The sequence below is a fragment of the Streptomyces sp. UNOB3_S3 genome, from assembly GCF_020740895.1.
Taxonomy (GTDB): Bacteria; Actinomycetota; Actinomycetes; order Streptomycetales; family Streptomycetaceae; genus Streptomyces.
Map to the genome: position 1 here is coordinate 1 of NZ_JAILXP010000142.1, position 17,131 is coordinate 17,131.

At 73.8% G+C, this 17,131-nt stretch carries 17 protein-coding genes and 2 pseudogenes; 10 read left to right on the forward strand and 9 right to left on the reverse strand.

The window, feature by feature from the left end; all coding sequences use genetic code 11:
• From K6I33_RS17195 to K6I33_RS17210, 4 genes and pseudogenes are all read right to left on the reverse strand, one after another.
• A pseudogene (locus tag K6I33_RS17195) lies at window positions 1-340 on the reverse strand (MBL fold metallo-hydrolase); the annotation flags it as partial.
• Between the two features lie 105 nt (window positions 341-445).
• Window positions 446-1,666 carry an MFS transporter gene (locus tag K6I33_RS17200; protein ID WP_229353009.1) on the reverse strand — a complete coding sequence of 407 codons (1,221 nt, stop codon included), beginning with the start codon at window positions 1,664-1,666 and terminating at the stop codon, window positions 446-448.
• A complete protein-coding gene (gene hemA, locus K6I33_RS17205; protein ID WP_229353016.1) occupies window positions 1,663-2,904 on the reverse strand; it encodes a 5-aminolevulinate synthase in 1,242 nt (413 codons plus the stop codon). Before hemA ends, K6I33_RS17200 begins: the two co-directional genes overlap by 4 nt.
• A gap of 256 nt (window positions 2,905-3,160) precedes the next feature.
• Complete coding sequence (locus K6I33_RS17210) at window positions 3,161-4,210, reverse strand: winged helix-turn-helix domain-containing protein (protein WP_229353019.1); 1,050 nt, start codon at window positions 4,208-4,210, stop codon at window positions 3,161-3,163.
• Window positions 4,211-4,359: 149 nt separating this feature from the next.
• Between K6I33_RS17210 and K6I33_RS17215 the strand changes: the two genes are divergently transcribed.
• The 3 genes from K6I33_RS17215 to K6I33_RS17225 all read left to right on the forward strand — a co-directional run bounded on the left by K6I33_RS17215 (window position 4,360) and on the right by K6I33_RS17225 (window position 7,204).
• Window positions 4,360-5,607 (forward strand): S9 family peptidase, encoded by a 1,248-nt coding sequence (locus K6I33_RS17215; RefSeq protein WP_229353021.1) that lies wholly within the window; start codon window positions 4,360-4,362, stop codon window positions 5,605-5,607.
• Window positions 5,608-5,685: 78 nt separating this feature from the next.
• Window positions 5,686-6,687 (forward strand): aldo/keto reductase, encoded by a 1,002-nt coding sequence (locus tag K6I33_RS17220; protein ID WP_229353023.1) that lies wholly within the window; start codon window positions 5,686-5,688, stop codon window positions 6,685-6,687.
• A gap of 133 nt (window positions 6,688-6,820) precedes the next feature.
• Complete coding sequence (locus K6I33_RS17225; protein WP_229353025.1) at window positions 6,821-7,204, forward strand: hypothetical protein; 384 nt, start codon at window positions 6,821-6,823, stop codon at window positions 7,202-7,204.
• A gap of 18 nt (window positions 7,205-7,222) precedes the next feature.
• On the opposite strand, the gene K6I33_RS17230 is transcribed toward K6I33_RS17225, so the two are convergent.
• Window positions 7,223-8,779: an FAD-dependent monooxygenase gene (locus K6I33_RS17230; RefSeq protein WP_229353035.1), complete on the reverse strand. Its 1,557-nt coding sequence runs from the start codon at window positions 8,777-8,779 to the stop codon at window positions 7,223-7,225.
• A gap of 94 nt (window positions 8,780-8,873) precedes the next feature.
• Here K6I33_RS17230 and K6I33_RS17235 point away from each other — a divergent pair, with 94 nt between their 5' ends.
• The 3 genes from K6I33_RS17235 (at window position 8,874) to K6I33_RS17245 (ending at window position 10,796) form a co-directional block, all read left to right on the forward strand.
• On the forward strand, window positions 8,874-9,347 hold the full coding sequence (locus tag K6I33_RS17235; protein WP_229353039.1) for a MarR family transcriptional regulator: 474 nt from the start codon (window positions 8,874-8,876) through the stop codon (window positions 9,345-9,347).
• 233 nt (window positions 9,348-9,580) lie between these two features.
• Complete coding sequence (locus K6I33_RS17240; protein WP_229353042.1) at window positions 9,581-10,279, forward strand: GNAT family N-acetyltransferase; 699 nt, start codon at window positions 9,581-9,583, stop codon at window positions 10,277-10,279.
• 124 nt (window positions 10,280-10,403) lie between these two features.
• On the forward strand, window positions 10,404-10,796 hold the full coding sequence (locus K6I33_RS17245) for a hypothetical protein (protein ID WP_229353044.1): 393 nt from the start codon (window positions 10,404-10,406) through the stop codon (window positions 10,794-10,796).
• A 24-nt stretch (window positions 10,797-10,820) separates the two neighbouring features.
• On the opposite strand, the gene K6I33_RS17250 is transcribed toward K6I33_RS17245, so the two are convergent.
• Together K6I33_RS17250 and K6I33_RS17255 are read right to left on the reverse strand one after the other, a co-directional pair.
• A complete protein-coding gene (locus K6I33_RS17250) occupies window positions 10,821-11,609 on the reverse strand; it encodes an alpha/beta fold hydrolase (RefSeq protein WP_229353047.1) in 789 nt (262 codons plus the stop codon).
• 25 nt (window positions 11,610-11,634) lie between these two features.
• On the reverse strand, window positions 11,635-11,994 hold the full coding sequence (locus K6I33_RS17255) for an MmcQ/YjbR family DNA-binding protein (protein ID WP_229353049.1): 360 nt from the start codon (window positions 11,992-11,994) through the stop codon (window positions 11,635-11,637).
• A 140-nt stretch (window positions 11,995-12,134) separates the two neighbouring features.
• On the opposite strand from K6I33_RS17255, the gene K6I33_RS17260 reads away from it, so the two are divergent.
• Window positions 12,135-13,538, forward strand: a complete 1,404-nt coding sequence (locus K6I33_RS17260; protein ID WP_229353051.1) for an amino acid permease — start codon at window positions 12,135-12,137, stop codon at window positions 13,536-13,538.
• 89 nt (window positions 13,539-13,627) lie between these two features.
• Here K6I33_RS17260 and K6I33_RS17265 read toward each other — a convergent pair whose 3' ends face one another.
• Both K6I33_RS17265 and K6I33_RS17270 read right to left on the reverse strand, forming a co-directional pair.
• On the reverse strand, window positions 13,628-14,110 hold the full coding sequence (locus K6I33_RS17265; RefSeq protein WP_229353053.1) for an SRPBCC domain-containing protein: 483 nt from the start codon (window positions 14,108-14,110) through the stop codon (window positions 13,628-13,630).
• Window positions 14,107-14,460, reverse strand: coding sequence for a helix-turn-helix transcriptional regulator (locus K6I33_RS17270; RefSeq protein ID WP_229353061.1), 354 nt, complete (start codon window positions 14,458-14,460; stop codon window positions 14,107-14,109). The genes K6I33_RS17265 and K6I33_RS17270 overlap by 4 nt, the downstream gene beginning before the upstream one ends.
• A gap of 106 nt (window positions 14,461-14,566) precedes the next feature.
• Here K6I33_RS17270 and K6I33_RS17275 point away from each other — a divergent pair, with 106 nt between their 5' ends.
• From K6I33_RS17275 to K6I33_RS17285, 3 genes and pseudogenes are all read left to right on the forward strand, one after another.
• The gene (locus K6I33_RS17275) at window positions 14,567-15,511 is read left to right on the forward strand and encodes an aminoglycoside phosphotransferase family protein (protein WP_229353067.1); all 945 of its coding nucleotides are present in this window, start codon (window positions 14,567-14,569) and stop codon (window positions 15,509-15,511) included.
• 61 nt (window positions 15,512-15,572) lie between these two features.
• Window positions 15,573-16,844: a benzoate/H(+) symporter BenE family transporter gene (locus K6I33_RS17280; RefSeq protein WP_229353068.1), complete on the forward strand. Its 1,272-nt coding sequence runs from the start codon at window positions 15,573-15,575 to the stop codon at window positions 16,842-16,844.
• 107 nt (window positions 16,845-16,951) lie between these two features.
• Window positions 16,952-17,131 (forward strand): annotated as a pseudogene (locus K6I33_RS17285) (hypothetical protein); the annotation flags it as partial.

Here is a 17,131-nt window from a genome sequence, read left to right on the forward strand (position 1 = left end):
GGGTGTGGCCGGGGGTGGCCAGGGCCCGGAGCGCCAGGCCGTCGTCCACCGGGATCGTGTCGCCGTCGGCGACGGGGGTGCGGGCGAAGGAGACCGCGGCGCCCTCGGGCACCAGGTAGTGGGCACCGGTGACGCGGGCGAGCTCCAGCCCGCCGGATATGTAGTCGTTGTGCACATGGGTCTCCGCCACGAAGCCGATCCGCACCCCGCGCCGGGCGGCGGCCGCGATGACCCGGTCGATGTCGCGGGGCGGGTCGACCGCCACGGCGACGGCGGCACCGCACGCCAGATAGCTGCGGTTGCCCAGGCCTTCCAGCGCGAGGGTCTCGACGGCATGCACGGCGGCGACTCCTCACCACTCGACGCACCCCGGGTACATTCGGAGCTCCCTTCGACCATAATACCCCCAGGGGTATTCATAAAGGCCCTGTGGAGCCGGCCCGGCCTATACCGCCGCCCGGCGCGCCGCGACCGCCGAGAGCGCGGCCGCCGTCAGCCCCAGGGCGGCCGTGACGGCGACGAAACCGGGGCCCGCGACGGCCCACGGGCTCAGCAGGGCCGTCCCCAGGGCCACTCCCAGGTGGTCGAGCGTGCCGTTCCAGGAGATGACGCTGGCGCGCCGCGCCGGGTCGGCGCCGCCGAGGTACGTCTGCTGGCTGGTGTAGAAGGCGCCCCCGGCGACCATCCACACGAACACCGCGGCCAGACTGACCGCCGCGGCCGTGCTGAGCAGCGCGACGACGCTCGCCGCCACGAACACCAGCGCGCAGCCCGCCGACAGCACGTTCTCGCCGATGCCGCGCCGCCGCGCCCGGTCGCTCACCTGGCCGAGGAGCACCGATCCGGTCAGCGAACCCGCCCCCACCAGCAGGCCGATGAGCCCGAGCCGCGCCGTGTCGTAGTGGTACCGCTCCGCGAAGAGCGCGCCGACGAACGTGTACGCGCCGAGCCGGCCTGCCTGGAGGAAGCCGGTGGAGAGCAGGGGCAGCGCCAGGCGCCGCTGCCGCCACACGGCGAACCCGGCCAGCGGGGAGGCGGACGCGGCCCTGGGCCGGGGGCCCTTCAGGCGCCACCCTATGAGCAGCACGACCGGGGCCAGCCCCGCGCCGACGGCCGCGAACGCCCACGGCCAGCCCGCCGCGTCCGAGAGGAGCCCGCCGAGCGGCACGCCGAGGACCTGCCCCAGCGCGTAGCAGGAGACGCCCATGGCGACGGCGCGGCCGCGCTGGTGACCCGCGGCGGATTCGGAGAGATAGGCCCACATGGCGGGGGCGGCCGTCGCCCCGCCGAGTCCGGTCAGGGCACGGGCGGCGGTCAGGGCGGTGAGGCTGTCCGCCGTGGCGCACAGCAGATTGCCGCCGACGAAGAGCGCGCCTCCCACGGTGATGAAGACGCGGCGCGGGAACCGGTCGGAGACACCGCCGAGCAGGGGCGCCGCGACCGCGTAGGTGAGCACGTAGGCGGTGACGACCTGCGCCGCGGCGCCGGTGCCCACGCCCAGGTCGGTGGCGATCGTGGGCAGCAGCGGGGACACCAGGAAGGTCTCGGCCCCCATCAGGAAGAGGAAGAGGTACAGCAGCGCGCAGCGGGCCCATGGGGTGACCGCGGCCTCGCCCCCGGCCGGGAGGCGGGGGGCGAGGCCGGTCGCCGGGCCGGAGCCGGTCACGCCGACCGGGCGCGGACGCGCGCCGGTGCGGTGCGGGGCAGGTCCAGCTCGTCCCAGCAGCGGAGGAGGGCGTCGGCGAACCGGTGGACCTCCAGTGGCTGGTGGACCGGGGACGGGTTGATACGCAGGCGCTCGGTGCCCCGGGGCACGCTCGGGAAGTTGATCGGCTGGGCGTACATCCGGTGCCGTTCCAGCAGGATCCTCGCCAGCTCGCGGCACCGGTGCGGGTCGCCGACGAGCACGGGCACGATGTGGCTCCGGTCGCTCACCAGCGGGACGCGGGCGTCGCGCAGCAGGGTCTTCAGCAGCCGGGCCCGCTCGTGCAGCCCCGCGCGCTCGATGTCGCTGCGCCGCAGGTGCCGCACGCTGACCAGGGCTCCGGCGGCCAGCGCGGGCGGCATGGACAGGGTGAAGATGAACGCGGGCGCGAGGCTGCGGATGGCGTCGACGACGGGCCTGGGGCCCGCCACATAGCCGCCGGCGGTGCCGTACCCCTTGGCGAACGTCCCCATCAGGAGCGTGACCTCGTCGCCGACGCCGAGCTGGGCGGCCATGCCGGCGCCCTCGGGCCCGTACATGCCGACCGTGTGCGCCTCGTCGACGTACACGAACGCGTCGTGCCGCTGGGCGACCGCGCAGAGCTCGGCCATGGGGGCGACGTCGCCGTCCATGGAGTAGACCGATTCGAAGGCCACGACCTTCGGGCGCCCGGGGCGCACCTCGTTCAGCCGCCGGTTGAGGTCGGCGGGGTCGTTGTGGTCGAAGACGTGGCGCTCGGCGCCGCTGGCCCGCATCGCCGTGATCATCGAGGCGTGGTTGAGCCGGTCGGAGAAGAACACGCAGTCGGGGAGGGTCCTCCCCAGGACGTACAGGGCGGCGTCGTTGGCCGCGTAGCCGGTGATGAAGGTCAGCCCGCTCTCCTTGCCGTGGAGTTCGGCGACCTCCCGTTCCAGGGCGACGTGGTGCGGGGTGGTCCCGGAGATGTTCCGCGACCCGCCGGCCGCGGCTCCGGAGGTGTCGAGCGTCCTGCGCATCGCGGCCAGCACATCGGGGTGCTGGCCCATGCCCAGATGGTCGTTGCTGCACCAGACGGTGACCTCCCGGGCCCCCTGGGGCCCGTGGTGCAGGGCTTGTGGGAAGCGACCGGCGAGTCGTTCGATCTCGACGAACGTGCGGTACTGCCCGGATTCCTTGAGCTTCTCCATGTGATCGGCGAAGTGGCCGATGTAGTCAAACACTTCTCGCGAACCCCCGTTGTGGGACACGGTCGCCCGTGCCCGACTCGCTCAGCGTGCTGTTCCAGCATCGCCCAGGGTCCGCTCCGGCACATCGTCACCGGGTATCGGACACGCTCCTCCTGACGGGGCATCCCCCGGGCGGAGGCATCAGGCCGGCGGAGGAGAGAAGGCCGTGACGAAGACCGTCCTCAGTACGATGCCGACGATCTACGGCTTGTGTCCCACCTTGTCCCGCCCGGCGGGATCAGCGACGGGGTCAGGGGTCGAGCCGCCCGGCCAGGAGGGTGCCCACGGCGGTGCGCCGGTGGAGAACGGCCCGCCCGGCGCGGACCGTCGTGACGAGGCCGGCCCCGCGCAGGGCGGCGGCGTGCGCGGAGGCCGTGGCGTTGCTGACGCCCAGCCGCCGGGCGAGTCCGCTCGTGGTGTGCTCCTCCGCGAGCAGGATCAGCATCTCGCAGCGCGTCCGCCCGAGCACCCGCGCCAGCGCCTCCTCCGGGCCGTCCGCGCCCGCCGGCCCGGCCGGGGTGAGCGGCAGGCCCGGCCCGGCGGGATAGGTCACGTGCACCGGGCGGCCGGGGAGGTCGGAGACGAGCGGGTGCCCGGTCCAGTGGAAGGTGGGCCGCAGCACCAGGCCGCGCCCGCCGAGCTCGACGTCCCGTCCGGGCCCGGCGTCCTGTCCGGGCCCGGCGTCCTGTCCGGGCCCGGCGTCCTGTCCGGGCCCGGCGTTCCGCTCCGGGGCGCCGGGCAGCTCCCACACGCTCCCCCGCAACCGCGCGCCCGGCACGAGGGCGGCGAGCGCCGCGCCCACGCCGTGCTCGGCCACGGCCAGGGCGTGACGGGTGAACTCCCGCTGGTGGAGGTCCTGCACCACGGGCCACACCGGGCGCACCACGCTCTCGAACGCCGCGTGCTGCGCCCGCCGCAGGACGCGCCAGCCCCCGGCCTCGCCCCGGTGCAGATCGCGGACCCAGAGCGGGGGCGGCGCCGGGTGCCCGGCGTAGACCCGCTCGATCTCGGCACGGACCCGGTGGGGGCGCCACTCCCGGGCGGCGTCGAGCGCGTCGTGGAGCGAGTCGTCGAACACGTCGAGGAATTCGGGCGCCCGGCCCGCGGGGACGAGGTCCCCCAACGCCTCGGCGGCGGCCGGCAGGGAGCGGAGCGACCGTCTCCGCCAGCGGCCGAAGAGCAGCTCGTCGCCGGGGGTGAGCAGCTTCATCAGGGCCGTGTTCAGCTCCAGCAGCGGCGCCGCCCTGGGTGCGAAGCGGACCCCGGCGAAGTCGGCGGCCGTGAAGTGGATCCTGATCACTGCTCTCCTCCGGTGGCGCTGCTCTTTTCGGCGCTCTTTTCGGCGGCGACGCGCCATCGTTTCGGCCAGGGCCTGAACCTTCGCCCCCGCTCCCCTCCGGGCCGCAGCATAAGGGCCGCGTTCACGGAGAGATGGATGAGGGGAGAACGATGTTCCTCACAGGAACGACGACCCGGCGGGGCGTCGCCAAGTCGGCCGCGCTGGCGGGTGCCGCGCTGCTGCTCGCGGGGGGTTCCACACCGGCGCAGGCACGTCAGCGGCAGCGGTCGCGTCCCGACACCGCCCTGTACCTGCCGCGGCCGACCGGCCCGTACCGGACCGGGGTCACCACGCTGTATCTGGTCGACCGTTCCCGGCCCGACCCACTGACGCCCTCGATTCCCGTGCGGGAGCTGATGGTCACGGTCTTCTACCCCGCCCGCGCGGTCCACGGCCGGGCCGTCGCCCCGCAGATGTCCGCCGTCGCCGCGGCGAAGTTCCCGGAGACCGCCTCCGTCGTCCACCCGGGCCTGCCCCCGACCGGGGTGGACTGGGCGGCCACCCCGACCCATTCGTACACCGGCGCGCCCGCGCGACCCGGGCGGCGGCCGGTGCTGCTGTACAGCCCGGGCGGCGGCGATCCGCGCACCCTGGGCACCGGGCTCGCCGAGGAGCTCGCGAGCCACGGCTACGCGGTGGTGACGGTCGATCATCCCGGCGACGCCGGCGTGGTCGAGTTCCCGGGCACGACGGCCCACCGTCCCGAGCCCTGGCGCGAGACCGTCTTCCGGGGCGATCCCCGCAGTGACCCGCCGCTCTTCCGGACCGTCATCGACGCCCGGGTCGCGGACACGCGCTTCGTCCTGGACGCGCTGGAGACACTGGCGGCCGGGCGGAACCCGGACGCGGCGGGACGGCCGCTGCCGGAGGGCCTCGGCCGCGCGCTGGACCCGCGGCGCGTCGGCGTGTACGGCCACTCGGCGGGCGGCACCACCGCCGCCGAGGCCATGTACGAGGACCGGCGCGTCCGCGCGGCCGTCGACATGGAGGGCTATCTCGACCACCCGGCCGAGGGCCCCGGACGCCCCGGAGAGCTGTATCCGGTCGCCCGCCACGGGGTGGACCGGCCGCTGCTCCTGCTGGGCACCGACGGCTTTCCCGAGCGGCGGCAGCTGGAGCGTTCCTGGTCGGCCGTGCTCGCCCATCCGGGCGGGCGCACGGACCGGCGGCAGCTCGACGGGGCCGCGCACGGGGTGTTCACCGACTACGCCGCCTTCGTGCCTCGGTTGCAGGCGGCGGGGCTGCTGACCGCCGAGGACCGGGTCCGGCTGGTCGGCGCGGTCGACCCCGCCGTGTCGGTGCCGTGGGTGCGTCACCATGTGCGCTCGTTCTTCGCCCGGCACCTTCCGGCGCGCTGACCGGTAACCGTCTGTCGCCGCCGGCGCCGAAAGTGCCGCAATGGCTTCATGATTGACGCTGCATCAGATCATGACGGCGTGCCGCCCGCCCTGCCCGGCGGCCCCGCCGGGCAGGCCCTGCTCGGCCGGTCGGGGGTGCCGGTCACCCGGCTGGGCTTCGGCGGCGCGGCGCTCGGCGGGCTGTTCCGCCCGGTGACGGCGGACGACGCGGTACGGGCTGTGCGCGCGGCCTGGGACGCGGGCGTCCGCTACTTCGACACCGCCCCGCACTACGGCGCCGGGCTCTCCGAGGAACGGCTCGGCGCGGCCCTGTCCGGGCTGCCCCGCCGGGAGTTCACGGTCTCCACCAAGGTGGGCCGGCTGCTCGCCCACGGGCCCGGGGGCCTGCCGCCGGGCGGGGACGGCACGGAGTTCACCGGCGCCCCGGAGCGACTCCGGGTGCGCGACTACAGCCGGGACGGCGTGCTGCGGAGCGTCGAGGCGAGCCTGCGCAGGCTCGGCCTGGACCGGGTCGACGTGCTGTACCTCCACGATCCGGACGACCACTGGGAGCAGGCGGCCGGCGAGGCGTTCCCCGCGCTGGCACGGCTGCGGGACGAGGGTGTCGTGGGCGCGATCGGGGCCGGGATGAACCAGACGGCGATGCTCGCCCGTTTCGTCGCCGAGACCGATCCGGACGTGGTGCTGTGCGCGGGCCGGTGCAGCCTGCTGGACAGCGGCGCGCAGCGCGAGCTGTTCCCGCTGTGCGAGCGGAGAGGCGTGGCGGTGGTGGCCGCCGGCGTCTTCAACAGCGGCGTCCTGGCCGACCCGGACACGGACCCGCGCTACGACTACGCCCGGGCGCCGGCCCCCGTGGTGGCCCGCGCCCGGCGGCTGGCCGCCGTGTGCGGTCGCCACGGCGTACCCCTGCCCGCTGCGGCCCTGGCCTGGCCCGCCCGGCACCCGGCGGTGGCGTCCGTGCTGGTGGGAATGCGCAGCGCGGAGGAGGTCAGGACGGGCGTCGCCCTGGCGGGCACCAGGATCCCGCCGGAGCTGTGGCGGGACCTGGAGGGGGCAGGGCTGCTGCCGGGGCGGGTGTGAGAAGCGGACCCCGAGCAGAGGCCAAACCATGGCGTCCAGCTACATATCCTCCGAAAGGACTGTTCCCATGAGAACAGGGGCAGATTGTCACCCAGGGTGTGAACTGAACAGCACTGTTCTCAAGGGGGAATTCATGCCGGACGACGAGGCGGGCAGTGCGGTCCGCGAGGGGAGCCCGGACTCGGCGGTCGACCGGGTGGCAGACTTCTACGGCGCCTACATCGACGCCATCGACGACGGAACCGACGATCTGAGCGACGAGCTCCGCGCCCACTACCTGACGGAGGACCTCCGTCAGCGGCTGGCCGTCTGGGAGGAGGCCAACCACGCCGACGGGGTCCTGCGCGCCCAGGACGTGCCCACCCACTGGGAGGTCCGCTATCACGACTCCGGCGCCGGGCACCTGTTCACCACCGTCACGCTCACCTGGGGCACCGGCCCGGACGCCGGGCACACCCGGCTGGCGGTGCAGAGCGATCTGAGCACCAAGCTCATCTCGGACATCGAGGACGGCTGACGGCAGCCGGCGGCCCGGTCACCGGTCCAGCACCACCCGCAACGCCCGCTCGACCTCCTCCGGGTCGCCCTGTGCCCTCCCGCGCCAGGCGATCAGGCCGTCGGGCCGGACGAGCACCGCCCCGGACGGGGTGACGCCGTGCGCCGCCGCCCAGTCCCCGTCCAGAGCCGGGACGGTGACGGGGACGCCGAGGCGCCCGGCGGCCCGCTCCGCTCCGGACCGCCAGCCCGGGTCGTCGGTGAGGAGCACGAATCCGCGGCCGTACAGGTCACGCGTGGACCCGTCGCCCAGGGGCACGTGCGGCGCCCGGGTGCCGGGGCGGCCGCTGGGCGTGGCCGGGTCCTCGAAGAGGGCGTCGTCGAGGACATCGTCGAGGGCGTCGTCCGAGGGGGACGTCGTCTCGGGGGCGAACGCGCCCGCCGGGCAGCGGTAGCCGAACAGGAGGCGGGCCGGGTCGAGCCGTTCGGCCACGGTGTCGTCGGCCAGGTGCGGTGCCATCCGGTGCACCATGTTCGCGTACTGCTGCTCGACGAGGCACTCCGCGAAGGGCCTGCGTTCGGCGTCGTGGCTGTCCAGCAGGCCGGGGCCGGCCTGGCCGCGGACGACCGCGGCCAGTTTCCAGGCGAGGTGGTGGCCGTCCATCAGGGCGCTGTTGCCGCCCTGGCCCCCGGTCGGCGGCATCACATGGGCCGCGTCCCCGACCAGGTGCACCCTGCCGGACGAGAAGCGGTCCGCGACCCGGCAGGCGGTCGACCACGCCGTCGCGCCGAGCAGCTTCACCTCCAGCTCCGGCAGGCCCGTGACCAGCCGGATGAGCTCGCGGGCGTGCTCGTCGTCCCTGGGCGCCTCGACAGCGGCCACGAACCTGCCGGGCGTGTCGGTGGAGACGAAGGCGCCCGACCCGCCGGGCAGCGCGGGGTTCTGGAGGTAGTGCATCTGCACGGCCGCGCCGTCGAGGGCCAAGTCGAGGTCTGCTTCGAAGAGCAGGCTGGTGCTCTCGCCGATGACGCCGCGCCCGTGGCCGCCGATGCCGGCCGCCTCGCGGATCCCGCCGCGGTGGCCGTCGGCGCCCACCAGATAGGCGGCCTCGACCTCGTAGACCTCGCCGGTGGCCAGGTCGCGCAGGACGGCGGTGACCCCGTCCGGCCCGTCGGTGAAGGACTCAAGGCGGGTGGAGAACCGTATGTCCGCGCCGAGCTCGGCGGCGCGCGCGGCCAGCAGGGGCTCGGCGCGCTCCTGGCCGACCAGGCCGGTGGGGGCGGGCGAGTAGCGCCCGAAGTCCGGCATGGCCTCGGTGACGCTGTGGAACACCCGGCCGGTCACGCTCTCCGCGATGACGATGGTCATCCCGGGCCGCCCCGGGGGCGCCGCGTCCAGGAGGGCCCGCTCCAGGCCGGCGGCGCGGAGCGCCTCCATGGCGGCGGGCATCTGGCCGCGGGCCTTCGGCTCCAGCGACGTACCGGGGTGGCGCTCGGCCACCAGCGCGGGCACGCCGTGCAGTCCGAGGAAGAGCGCGGTGGACAGGCCGCCGAGGCCGGCCCCGACGATCAGGACAGGAGTGGTCCGGGTGTGCACGGTTCCCTCCAGGAGCCTAGACTAGTCCCAGGAAGCGGATATTCCCATCAATCGAAATATCCGTCGCATCGAGATATAGCTGCCGAGGTGTGCCGTGTCAACCGAGAACAGGTCCGAGCTGATCACCTCCCTGATGAAGGCCATGCGCGACCAGGCGGGTCGCGGGCTGATGCTGCACGGCGCGATCGCCGAGCGGTTCGGGCTGAACTTCACGGACCTCAAGTGCCTCGACCTGGCCCGCCACGAGAAGGAGCTGACGGCCGGGAGGATCGCGGCGGCCACCGGGCTGAGCACCTCCGCCGTCACCGCCGTGCTCGACCGCCTGGAGCGGCGCGGCTTCATCGAGCGCCGGCGCTCCACGACCGACCGGCGCAAGGTCGTCGTGGCCGCCACCGGCCAGCACGACGCCGAGATGCAGGAGGTCTTCGCCGGATTCGGCGGGATGGTGACGGACATCCTGGACCACTACGACGACGAGCGGCTCGCCTTCCTCCTGGAGGTGACGCACCGTCTCACCCGGGCCGCCCACGAGGCCACGGAGCGGCTGGCCGACGACGGAAAGAGCTGACGGGGGCGGCGGGGAAGGCCCTGTAGCGGACGAGGCGCAGGTCGGAGCGGCGGATTTACCGTTCCGTTTCCTTCTGTTTACCTTTCCGCCCTTCGCGCGGGGGTATCCCCGCCCCATACTGACGACACCCGTCCCGCAAGCCCCACGGTAAGCGTGAAAACCACCGCGCCGGAAAGCCGCTGGACGTCTCTCCTTTCTCTGTCGTCACCCCCATCGCTGAAGGATCCAGCGCCGTGCCCGTACCCGTTTTCCTCCACGGCCGCACCGTGCGGCTGGAACCACTCGGCGAGCACCACATCGAGGGCCTCGCCGCCGCGGCGGCCGAGGACCGCAGCAGCTACGCCTTCACTCCCGTGCCGCACGGCCCGGAGGCCACGGCCCGCTACGTGGCCGATGCCCTCGCGGCCCGCGCCGCCGGCCGGGCGCTGCCCTTCGCCACCGTGCGGATCACGGACGGCCTGGTCATGGGCTCGACGCGGTTCTGCGAGCTGGACTACTGGCAGGGCCCGGTGCAGTGGCCCCCGGCCCCGCGCGGCCCGCTCGGCGATCCCCTCACCGCGATACCCGACGCGGTGGAGATCGGCGGGACCTGGCTCTCCGCGCGCGCCCAGGGCACCGGCATCAACACCGAGACCAAGCTCCTGATGCTGCGCCACGCCTTCGAGACCTGGGGCGTGCGGCGCGTGTCCCTGCGCGCGGACTCCCGCAACGCGCGCTCGCGCGCGGCCATCGAGCGCCTCGGCGCGGTCCTCGAGGGCGTCCACCGCGCCCACACCCGGGGCCTCGACGGCATAGTGCGGGGCACGGCCTTCTACTCGATCCTCGACGAGGAGTGGCCCGGCGTACGGACCGGGCTCGAGCACCGGGTCGCGCCCCGGGCCGGGGCGGCGCACCACGCCCCGGAGCGGGTGCGCCCGCTCGTCTCGGCGTAGCAGGCGCCTCCTTCGTCCCCTTGCCCCCGTTTTCTTCCATCCCGTTTCCTCAGTCGCCCGGGCTCGTTGTGCGAAAGCGAGCCGCACCCCGAACCCGGGGAAGACGAGGAAAAGGAGAAGCGCTGTGCGCTGGATGAGCATCGCTCTGGCCGCGGTGGCCACGGTCGGCGTCATGAGCACCCCGGCGGCCGCCGCCCAGCTGCGCGCCGACGGCCCGCCCTGGCCTTACAAGGACTGCGTGGAAACGGCCGTCAAACAGCACAAGGAGACCCCGAGCCACGCCAAGTGGCACTGCGACGAGCTCGCGAAGAAGGGCTGGGTCAAGCCGCCGACCGCCGAGGACAACGCGGCGCAGAGCACGAACCCGAAGGGCACCGGCCCCAAGAGCACCGACCCCAAGGGCACGGGCCCGAAGAGCGGCGGGCCGAAGGGCCACCACTCGAAGGGCCACCACCCCACGCACGGCCACCCGAAGGGCCACCACCCCACGCACGGCAAAACCAAGCCCAAGCAGTAGCCACGGCCGCGCCCCCGTGCTTCGTCAGGCCCGCTCGTGCTCCCGGAGGAAGTCCAGGACGAGCGGGCCGGCGACGGAGCGGGACTCCTCGAAGTAGGCGTGCCGCGCGCCGGGGATCAGGCACAGCCGGGCTCCGGGCACCCGCTCCGCGAGCAGGGCGGCGTTCGCGGTGGGGTTGAGCAGGTCGTCGTCGCCGTGCACCACCAGCGTGGGCGCCTGGATGCCCGGGAGCGCGTCCCACGCGTCGTGCCGTTCGCTGGCGACCAGGTGCCGGAGCCGCTCCTTCGGCGTCATGGTGGGGTCGCCGAGCGTGCGGTACGGCCCGGGGTGGGTCGCGAGCCAGCCGGGTGTGTACATCAGCTCCAGCAGGGCCCGGCGGCGGCCCTCGGGGGCGGGCCGGGCCAGCGACCGGCGCACGTCGTCGCCGCGGTCGACCGCGTTCGGGCCGCCGGGGGACGTACAGCCGAGCACGAGGGCCCGGACGCGGTCCGGCCGGCGGGCGGCGAGCCACTGGGCGACGCGGCCGCCCATGGACGTGCCGTAGACGTGGGCCCGTTCGACACCGAGGTCGTCGAGCACCGCGATCGCGTCCTCGGCGAACCCCTCCGTGCTGTAGGGCTCGTCGGGGCGGTCGCTGTCGCCGGTCCCCCGGTAGTCGAGCGTGATGGTGCGGTGGGCGGCGCGGAAGTCGTCGAGGACGCCGTCCCACCAGTGGTGGGTGTTGCCCTGGCCGGCCAGCAGGAGCAGGGGCTCGCCCGCTCCCCCGGCCGAGTAAGCAATCCGGGCCCCGTCGGCGCTCTTGGCGTATCGCATGGTGTTCCCCTCCCCCTCGGCCCGGTCAGGCCTCGTCGGACCGCGGGGCCGCGGGCAGGGACTCCAGCAGCCGCTCGGGCGCCGCCTGCTTCCAGGAGTCCACGAGGATGTCGCGCAGCTCGTCCATGTCCTCCAGCGCGGCGAGGCGTACGCGCACCCATGAGGAGCTCGCCTCGTGCGGCGGCACCCAGAACTTCTCCGGCTCGGCCGCGATCAGCTCGGTCCGCTCGTGCCTGGGGCAGCGGACGGCGAAGGACGTCTGGTCGTCGGGGATGGTGATGTACATCTTTCCCGCGACACGGAAGGTGGGCATGCTCCACGCCTCCTTCTCCACGGTTTCCGGCAGGGACAGCGCGATACGGCGGATGTCATCAGCATCGATCATGGTCCCCACATTAATGCGCGCGCTGTTTCGCGATCACCCTGAGTGAAGCAAGCGTCCGGATATCGGACGGCCCGGCCGGGCCCTCGTGCGCTTCTCCATACTCGGGACTCCCCGATCTCGGATAATGGACAGGTACGACCATGAGCCGGACACTCACATCTCCTCCCCCGCCGGTGGAGAGCACTCCTCAGCAGGGCTCCCCGCTGTCGAACGGGCTCAAGCAGCGGCACCTCTCGATGATCGCCCTCGGTGGCGTCATCGGCGCGGGCCTCTTCGTCGGCTCGGGCGCCGGCATCGCCGCCGCCGGCCCGTCGATCGTGCTCGCCTACGCCGTGTCCGGCCTCCTCGTGATGTTCGTGATGCGGATGCTCGGCGAGATGTCCGCCGCCAATCCGGCCTCCGGCTCCTTCTCCGTCCACGCCGACCGGGCGATCGGCCCGTGGGCCGGCTTCACCGCGGGCTGGATGTTCTGGACCCTGCTGGTCGTGGGCGTGGCGATCGAGGCGATCGGCGCGGCCCACATCGTGCAGGGCTGGCTGCCGGGCACCCCGTCCTGGCTGTGGGTCCTGCTCTTCATGGCGCTGTTCTGCGGCACCAACCTGGGCGCGGTCGCGCACTTCGGCGAGTTCGAGTTCTGGTTCGCCGCCCTGAAGATCGGCGCCATCGCGCTCTTCCTGATCCTCGGCACCCTCGCCGTCCTGGGCGTCCTGCCCGGCACGGAATCCCCCGGCGCCTCCCACCTGACCGGCGACGGCGGCTTCCTGCCCGCGGGCATGGACGGGCTGCTCATCGGCCTGCTGGCCTCGCTCGCCGCGTACGGCGGCCTGGAGACGGTGACCATCGCGGCCGCCGAGTCGGAGGACCCGGTGCGCGGTGTGGCCAAGGCCGTGCGGACGACGATGTGGCGCATCGGCATCGTCTACGTCGGCTCGATGCTCGTCATCGTCACGCTCATCCCGTGGAACGACAAGACGGTCACGGAGGACGGGCCGTACGCCGCCGTGCTCGAGCGCCTGGGCGTCCCCGGCGGCGGCCAGATCATGAACGTGGTCGTGCTGATCGCGCTGCTGTCGGCCATGAACGCCAACATCTACGGCGCCTCGCGGATGGCCTACTCGCTGGTCGCGCGCGGCCAGGGCCCCAAGGCGCTGGGCAAGGTCTCGGGCGGCGTGCCGCGCCGCGCGGTGCTCGCGTCGTCCGGGTTCGGCTTCTTCGCCGTGCTGCTGTCGTACTGGTACCCCACCACGGTCTTCGCGTGGCTGCTGAACATGGTCGGCGGGGTCGTGCTGGTGGTGTGGGGCTTCATCGCCGTCTCCCAGCTGCTGCTGCGCCGCCGCGTGGAGCGCGAGACGCCCGGGCTCCTGGTGGTGCGGATGTGGGGCTTCCCGTATCTGACGTGGGTGACGCTGGCCGGGGTGGCCGGGGCGCTGGCCCTCATGGCCCTCGACGCCGACACCCGGGTGCAGCTGTACTTCACGGGCGGCCTGGCGGCCGTCCTGGCCCTGACCGGCTACGCGCGGCAGCGGGCGGTCGCCGCGGGCTGAGCGCCCGGCGCTCCGGGCGCGTAAACATCGAGGCCGGTTCCCGTTCGTACGGGAACCGGCCTCGGGCGTATGCGGGGGGCTATGACCGTTCAGCCGACCTCCACGCGGTCGAGGCAGGACCGCAGGGAGCGCATGACATGGCTGCGCCAGCCGCCGCCCATGATGGCGCGGGCCTTCTGCTGGAGCGGGTTGTCCGGGTCGAAGCCCTCGTGGTCCAGGAGGAGCCGGGTGCCCCGGCCCTCCGGCTGAAGGGTCCAGGTGATCGTCCAGTCGACGTCGGCGCCGTGTTCCGGATCGGCGTCCCGCCAGCCGATCCGCAGCGTCTTCTCCGTCTCGAAGGCCAGGACCTCGGCGGCGATGGTGCCGGAGAAGCCCGTGGCGGGCATCGGGACGGCCCGCATGGTGTACCGGTGGCCGACCTCCAGGCGGAAGTCGCCGGGCATCAGCCACTGGGCGAGCAGCTCGGGTTCGGTCAGGGCGCGCCACACCTTGGCGGGCGGGTGCGGCAGGAATTCGTCGACGTGTACCGCGGTCAGGTCGTCGTGCTCGTTCATCAGTCCTCGCTCGTTCATGACGTTTCGTCCTCCATTTCGTCGAGCACCGTCCGCAGGGCGGACAGCTTGTCGCGCCAGAAGCGCTCATAGGGATGCAGCCACTCCTGCACCTCGAAGAGGGGTGCGGCCTCCAGCTGGTAGAAGCGCTGGCGCCCCACCTTGTTCTCACTGACCAGCCCGCAGTCGCGCAACACCTTCAGGTGCTCCGAGAAGCTGGGTCTGGCCATGTCGAAGTGCCCGGCCAGCTCCGCGACGGGCCGCGGGCCGCGCTCGCGGAGCAGCCGCAGCACCTCACGGCGCACCGGGCTGGCCAGGGCCGCGAAGACGGGTGCCTCCGGCGCCTCGGTGCCGGTGGGGGTGGTGTTCATGGAGACGACTATAGGTAGGAAATTTCCTACCTGTCATGTCGATCAAGGATCTACGGACAGGAAAAACCGTTGGCCCGAACCCGCCGCGTGGCCAACCATGACGAGGATGAAGCCGATCTCACCCCCGGCCTCCGGCGTCCGCCGGCCCTGGGCCGACCTGCCGCCGACCGTGCGCCGCGCCCTGGAGGACGCCCTGGGCGCGCGGGTCGTCGAAGCGCACAGCCAGAGCGGCGGGTTCTCACCGGGCGTCGCCGCCCGGGTCCGGCTCGCCGACGGCCGGCGCGCCTTCGTCAAGGCCGTCAGCGCCGAGACCAACGCCCACAGCCCCCGGCTGCACCGCGCCGAGGCCCGCAACACCGCCGCCATGCCGCCCGGCGCCCCCGTACCACGGCTGCTGGGCACCTACGACGACGGGACCTGGGTCGCCCTGCTCCTCGAGGACGTCGAGGGCCGTCAGCCGCGCGTTCCCTGGCTCCCCGCCGAGCTGGACCGGGTCCTCGCCGCCGTCGACGGGCTGAGCCGGGTCATGAGCCCGGCCCCGTTCGAGGTGCCCGCCGTGGCCGAGAGCGAGGCGGAGTCGTTCACGGGCTGGCGGACCCTGCTCGCCGCGGGCGACACCGCGCGCCTCGACCCGTGGGCGGCCGGCCGGCTCGCGCCGCTGGCCCGGCTGGAGTCCGGCTGGGCGGCGGCCGCCACCGGCGACAGCCTCGTCCACGGCGACCTGCGCGCCGACAACATCCTGCTCACCGACGACCAAGTGGTGTTCGTCGACTGGCCCCACGCGCTGCGGGCCGCCCCCTGGTACGACCTGCTGGTGATGCTCCCCAGCGTGGCGGCCCAGGGCGGCCCCGACCCGGAGTCCGTCTTCACCGCGCACCCCCTGGGCCGGGCCGCCGACCCGGAGGGCGTGACCGCGGTACTCGCGGCGCTGGCCGGGTACTTCGTCCGCCAGTCGCTCCTGCCCGACCCGCCCGGCCTGCCCACCCTCCGGGCCTTCCAGGCCGCCCAGGGGACGGCGGCGCTGAGGTGGCTGGCCCGCCGGCTGGGATGATGCCGGGCCGGGGCCCCACCGGCCCCGGCGATCAGTGGAACCGCGCGACGGAGGACATCTCGTGAGCACCGAATCCCGTGACACCGGCACCCTCGACGCCCCTGCCACCCCGTCACCACCGGCCGGGAGACCGGCCGACGACCGCCCGCGGCTCTCGCGCGACATCTCGCTGTCCGCCGTCCTCGCGGGGTTCGTGGCCGTCGTCGTCTCCTACTCCGGCCCCCTCGTCATCGTCCTCGCCGCCGCGTCGGCGGGACACCTCGACACCGCGCGGACCGGGTCCTGGATCTGGGCCATGTCCATAGGCAGCGGCCTGACCTGCATAGCCCTCAGCCTGTACACGAGGATGCCGGTCATCACGGCCTTCTCGACCCCGGGCGCGGCCCTGCTCGTCACCAGTCTCGGCGCGTACTCGTACGCGGAGGCGGTCGGGGCGTTCGTCGTCACGGGCCTGCTCATCAGCCTGGTCGGGCTGACCGGGGTGTTCGGGCGGCTGATGCGGCAGGTGCCCACGGCGGTGGTGTCGGCCATGCTCGCGGGCATCCTCTTCTCCTTCGGCACCGGTGTGTTCACCTCCCTGCGGACCGCGCCCTGGATCGCCGGCGCCGTGCTGCTCGCCTATCTGCTGGGCAAGCGGTGGCTCCCCCGGTACGCGGTGCTCCTCGCGCTCGCCGCGGGGGCGCTGTGCGCCACGGCCACCTCGCGCGTCCACATCCGGCTGGACCACATCGAGCTCGCCCGGCCGGTGTTCACCACGCCGGCCTTCTCCGTCGCCTCCCTCATCGGGATCGCGGTGCCCCTGACCCTGGCGACGCTGGCCTCGCAGAACGCCCCCGGCATGGCGGTGCTCTCCGCGTCGGGCTACGGGCCGAAGGACCGGCTGCTGATCGGCTCCACCGGCATCGTGTCGACGCTCCTCGCGCCCTTCGGCTCGCACGCCGTCAACCTCGCGGCCATCACCGCCGCCATCTGCACCGGCCCCGAGGCCCACCGCGACCCCCGGCGCCGCTATGTCGCCGGAGTCTCGTGCGGCGCGTTCTACCTCCTCGTCGGGTCCTTCGGCACGACCCTCGTGGCGTTCTTCGCCGGCCTGCCGAAGGAGCTCGTCGCCGCGATCGCCGGAGTCGCCCTCTTCGGGGCCCTCGCGGGCGGCCTGGCGGGCGCGGTCAAGGAGGAGCGGGACCGGGAGGCCGCGCTGGTCACCTTCCTGGCCACCGCCTCCGGTGTCACCCTCCTCGGCATCGGCTCGGCCTTCTGGGGGCTGGTCCTCGGCGTCGCCACCCATGTGCTGCTGTCGCTCGGGCGCGGCAGGCGGGCGACGGCGGGCGCCTGACCCGTACGCGTCGCGCCCGTACGCACCGCACCGGCGCACGGGCGTCACCGGCTTGGCGGGTAGCGCGTTGGGTACCGAGGCCGACGGGCCAGCGTAGTGTCGACGGCATGGCAGATGACTCGCTGCGAGCCGATGTGCTCGACGAGCTGGGGGACGACCGGATCGAGGAGCTGGCCCAGGAGCTCGGCACCGACACCGAGGGCGCCAAACAGGTCGTGGCGGCCACGGTCGACGAGCTTCCCGCCGAACTGACCGAGGGCGGGCCGCCCGGCGGGGCCCTCGGCCTC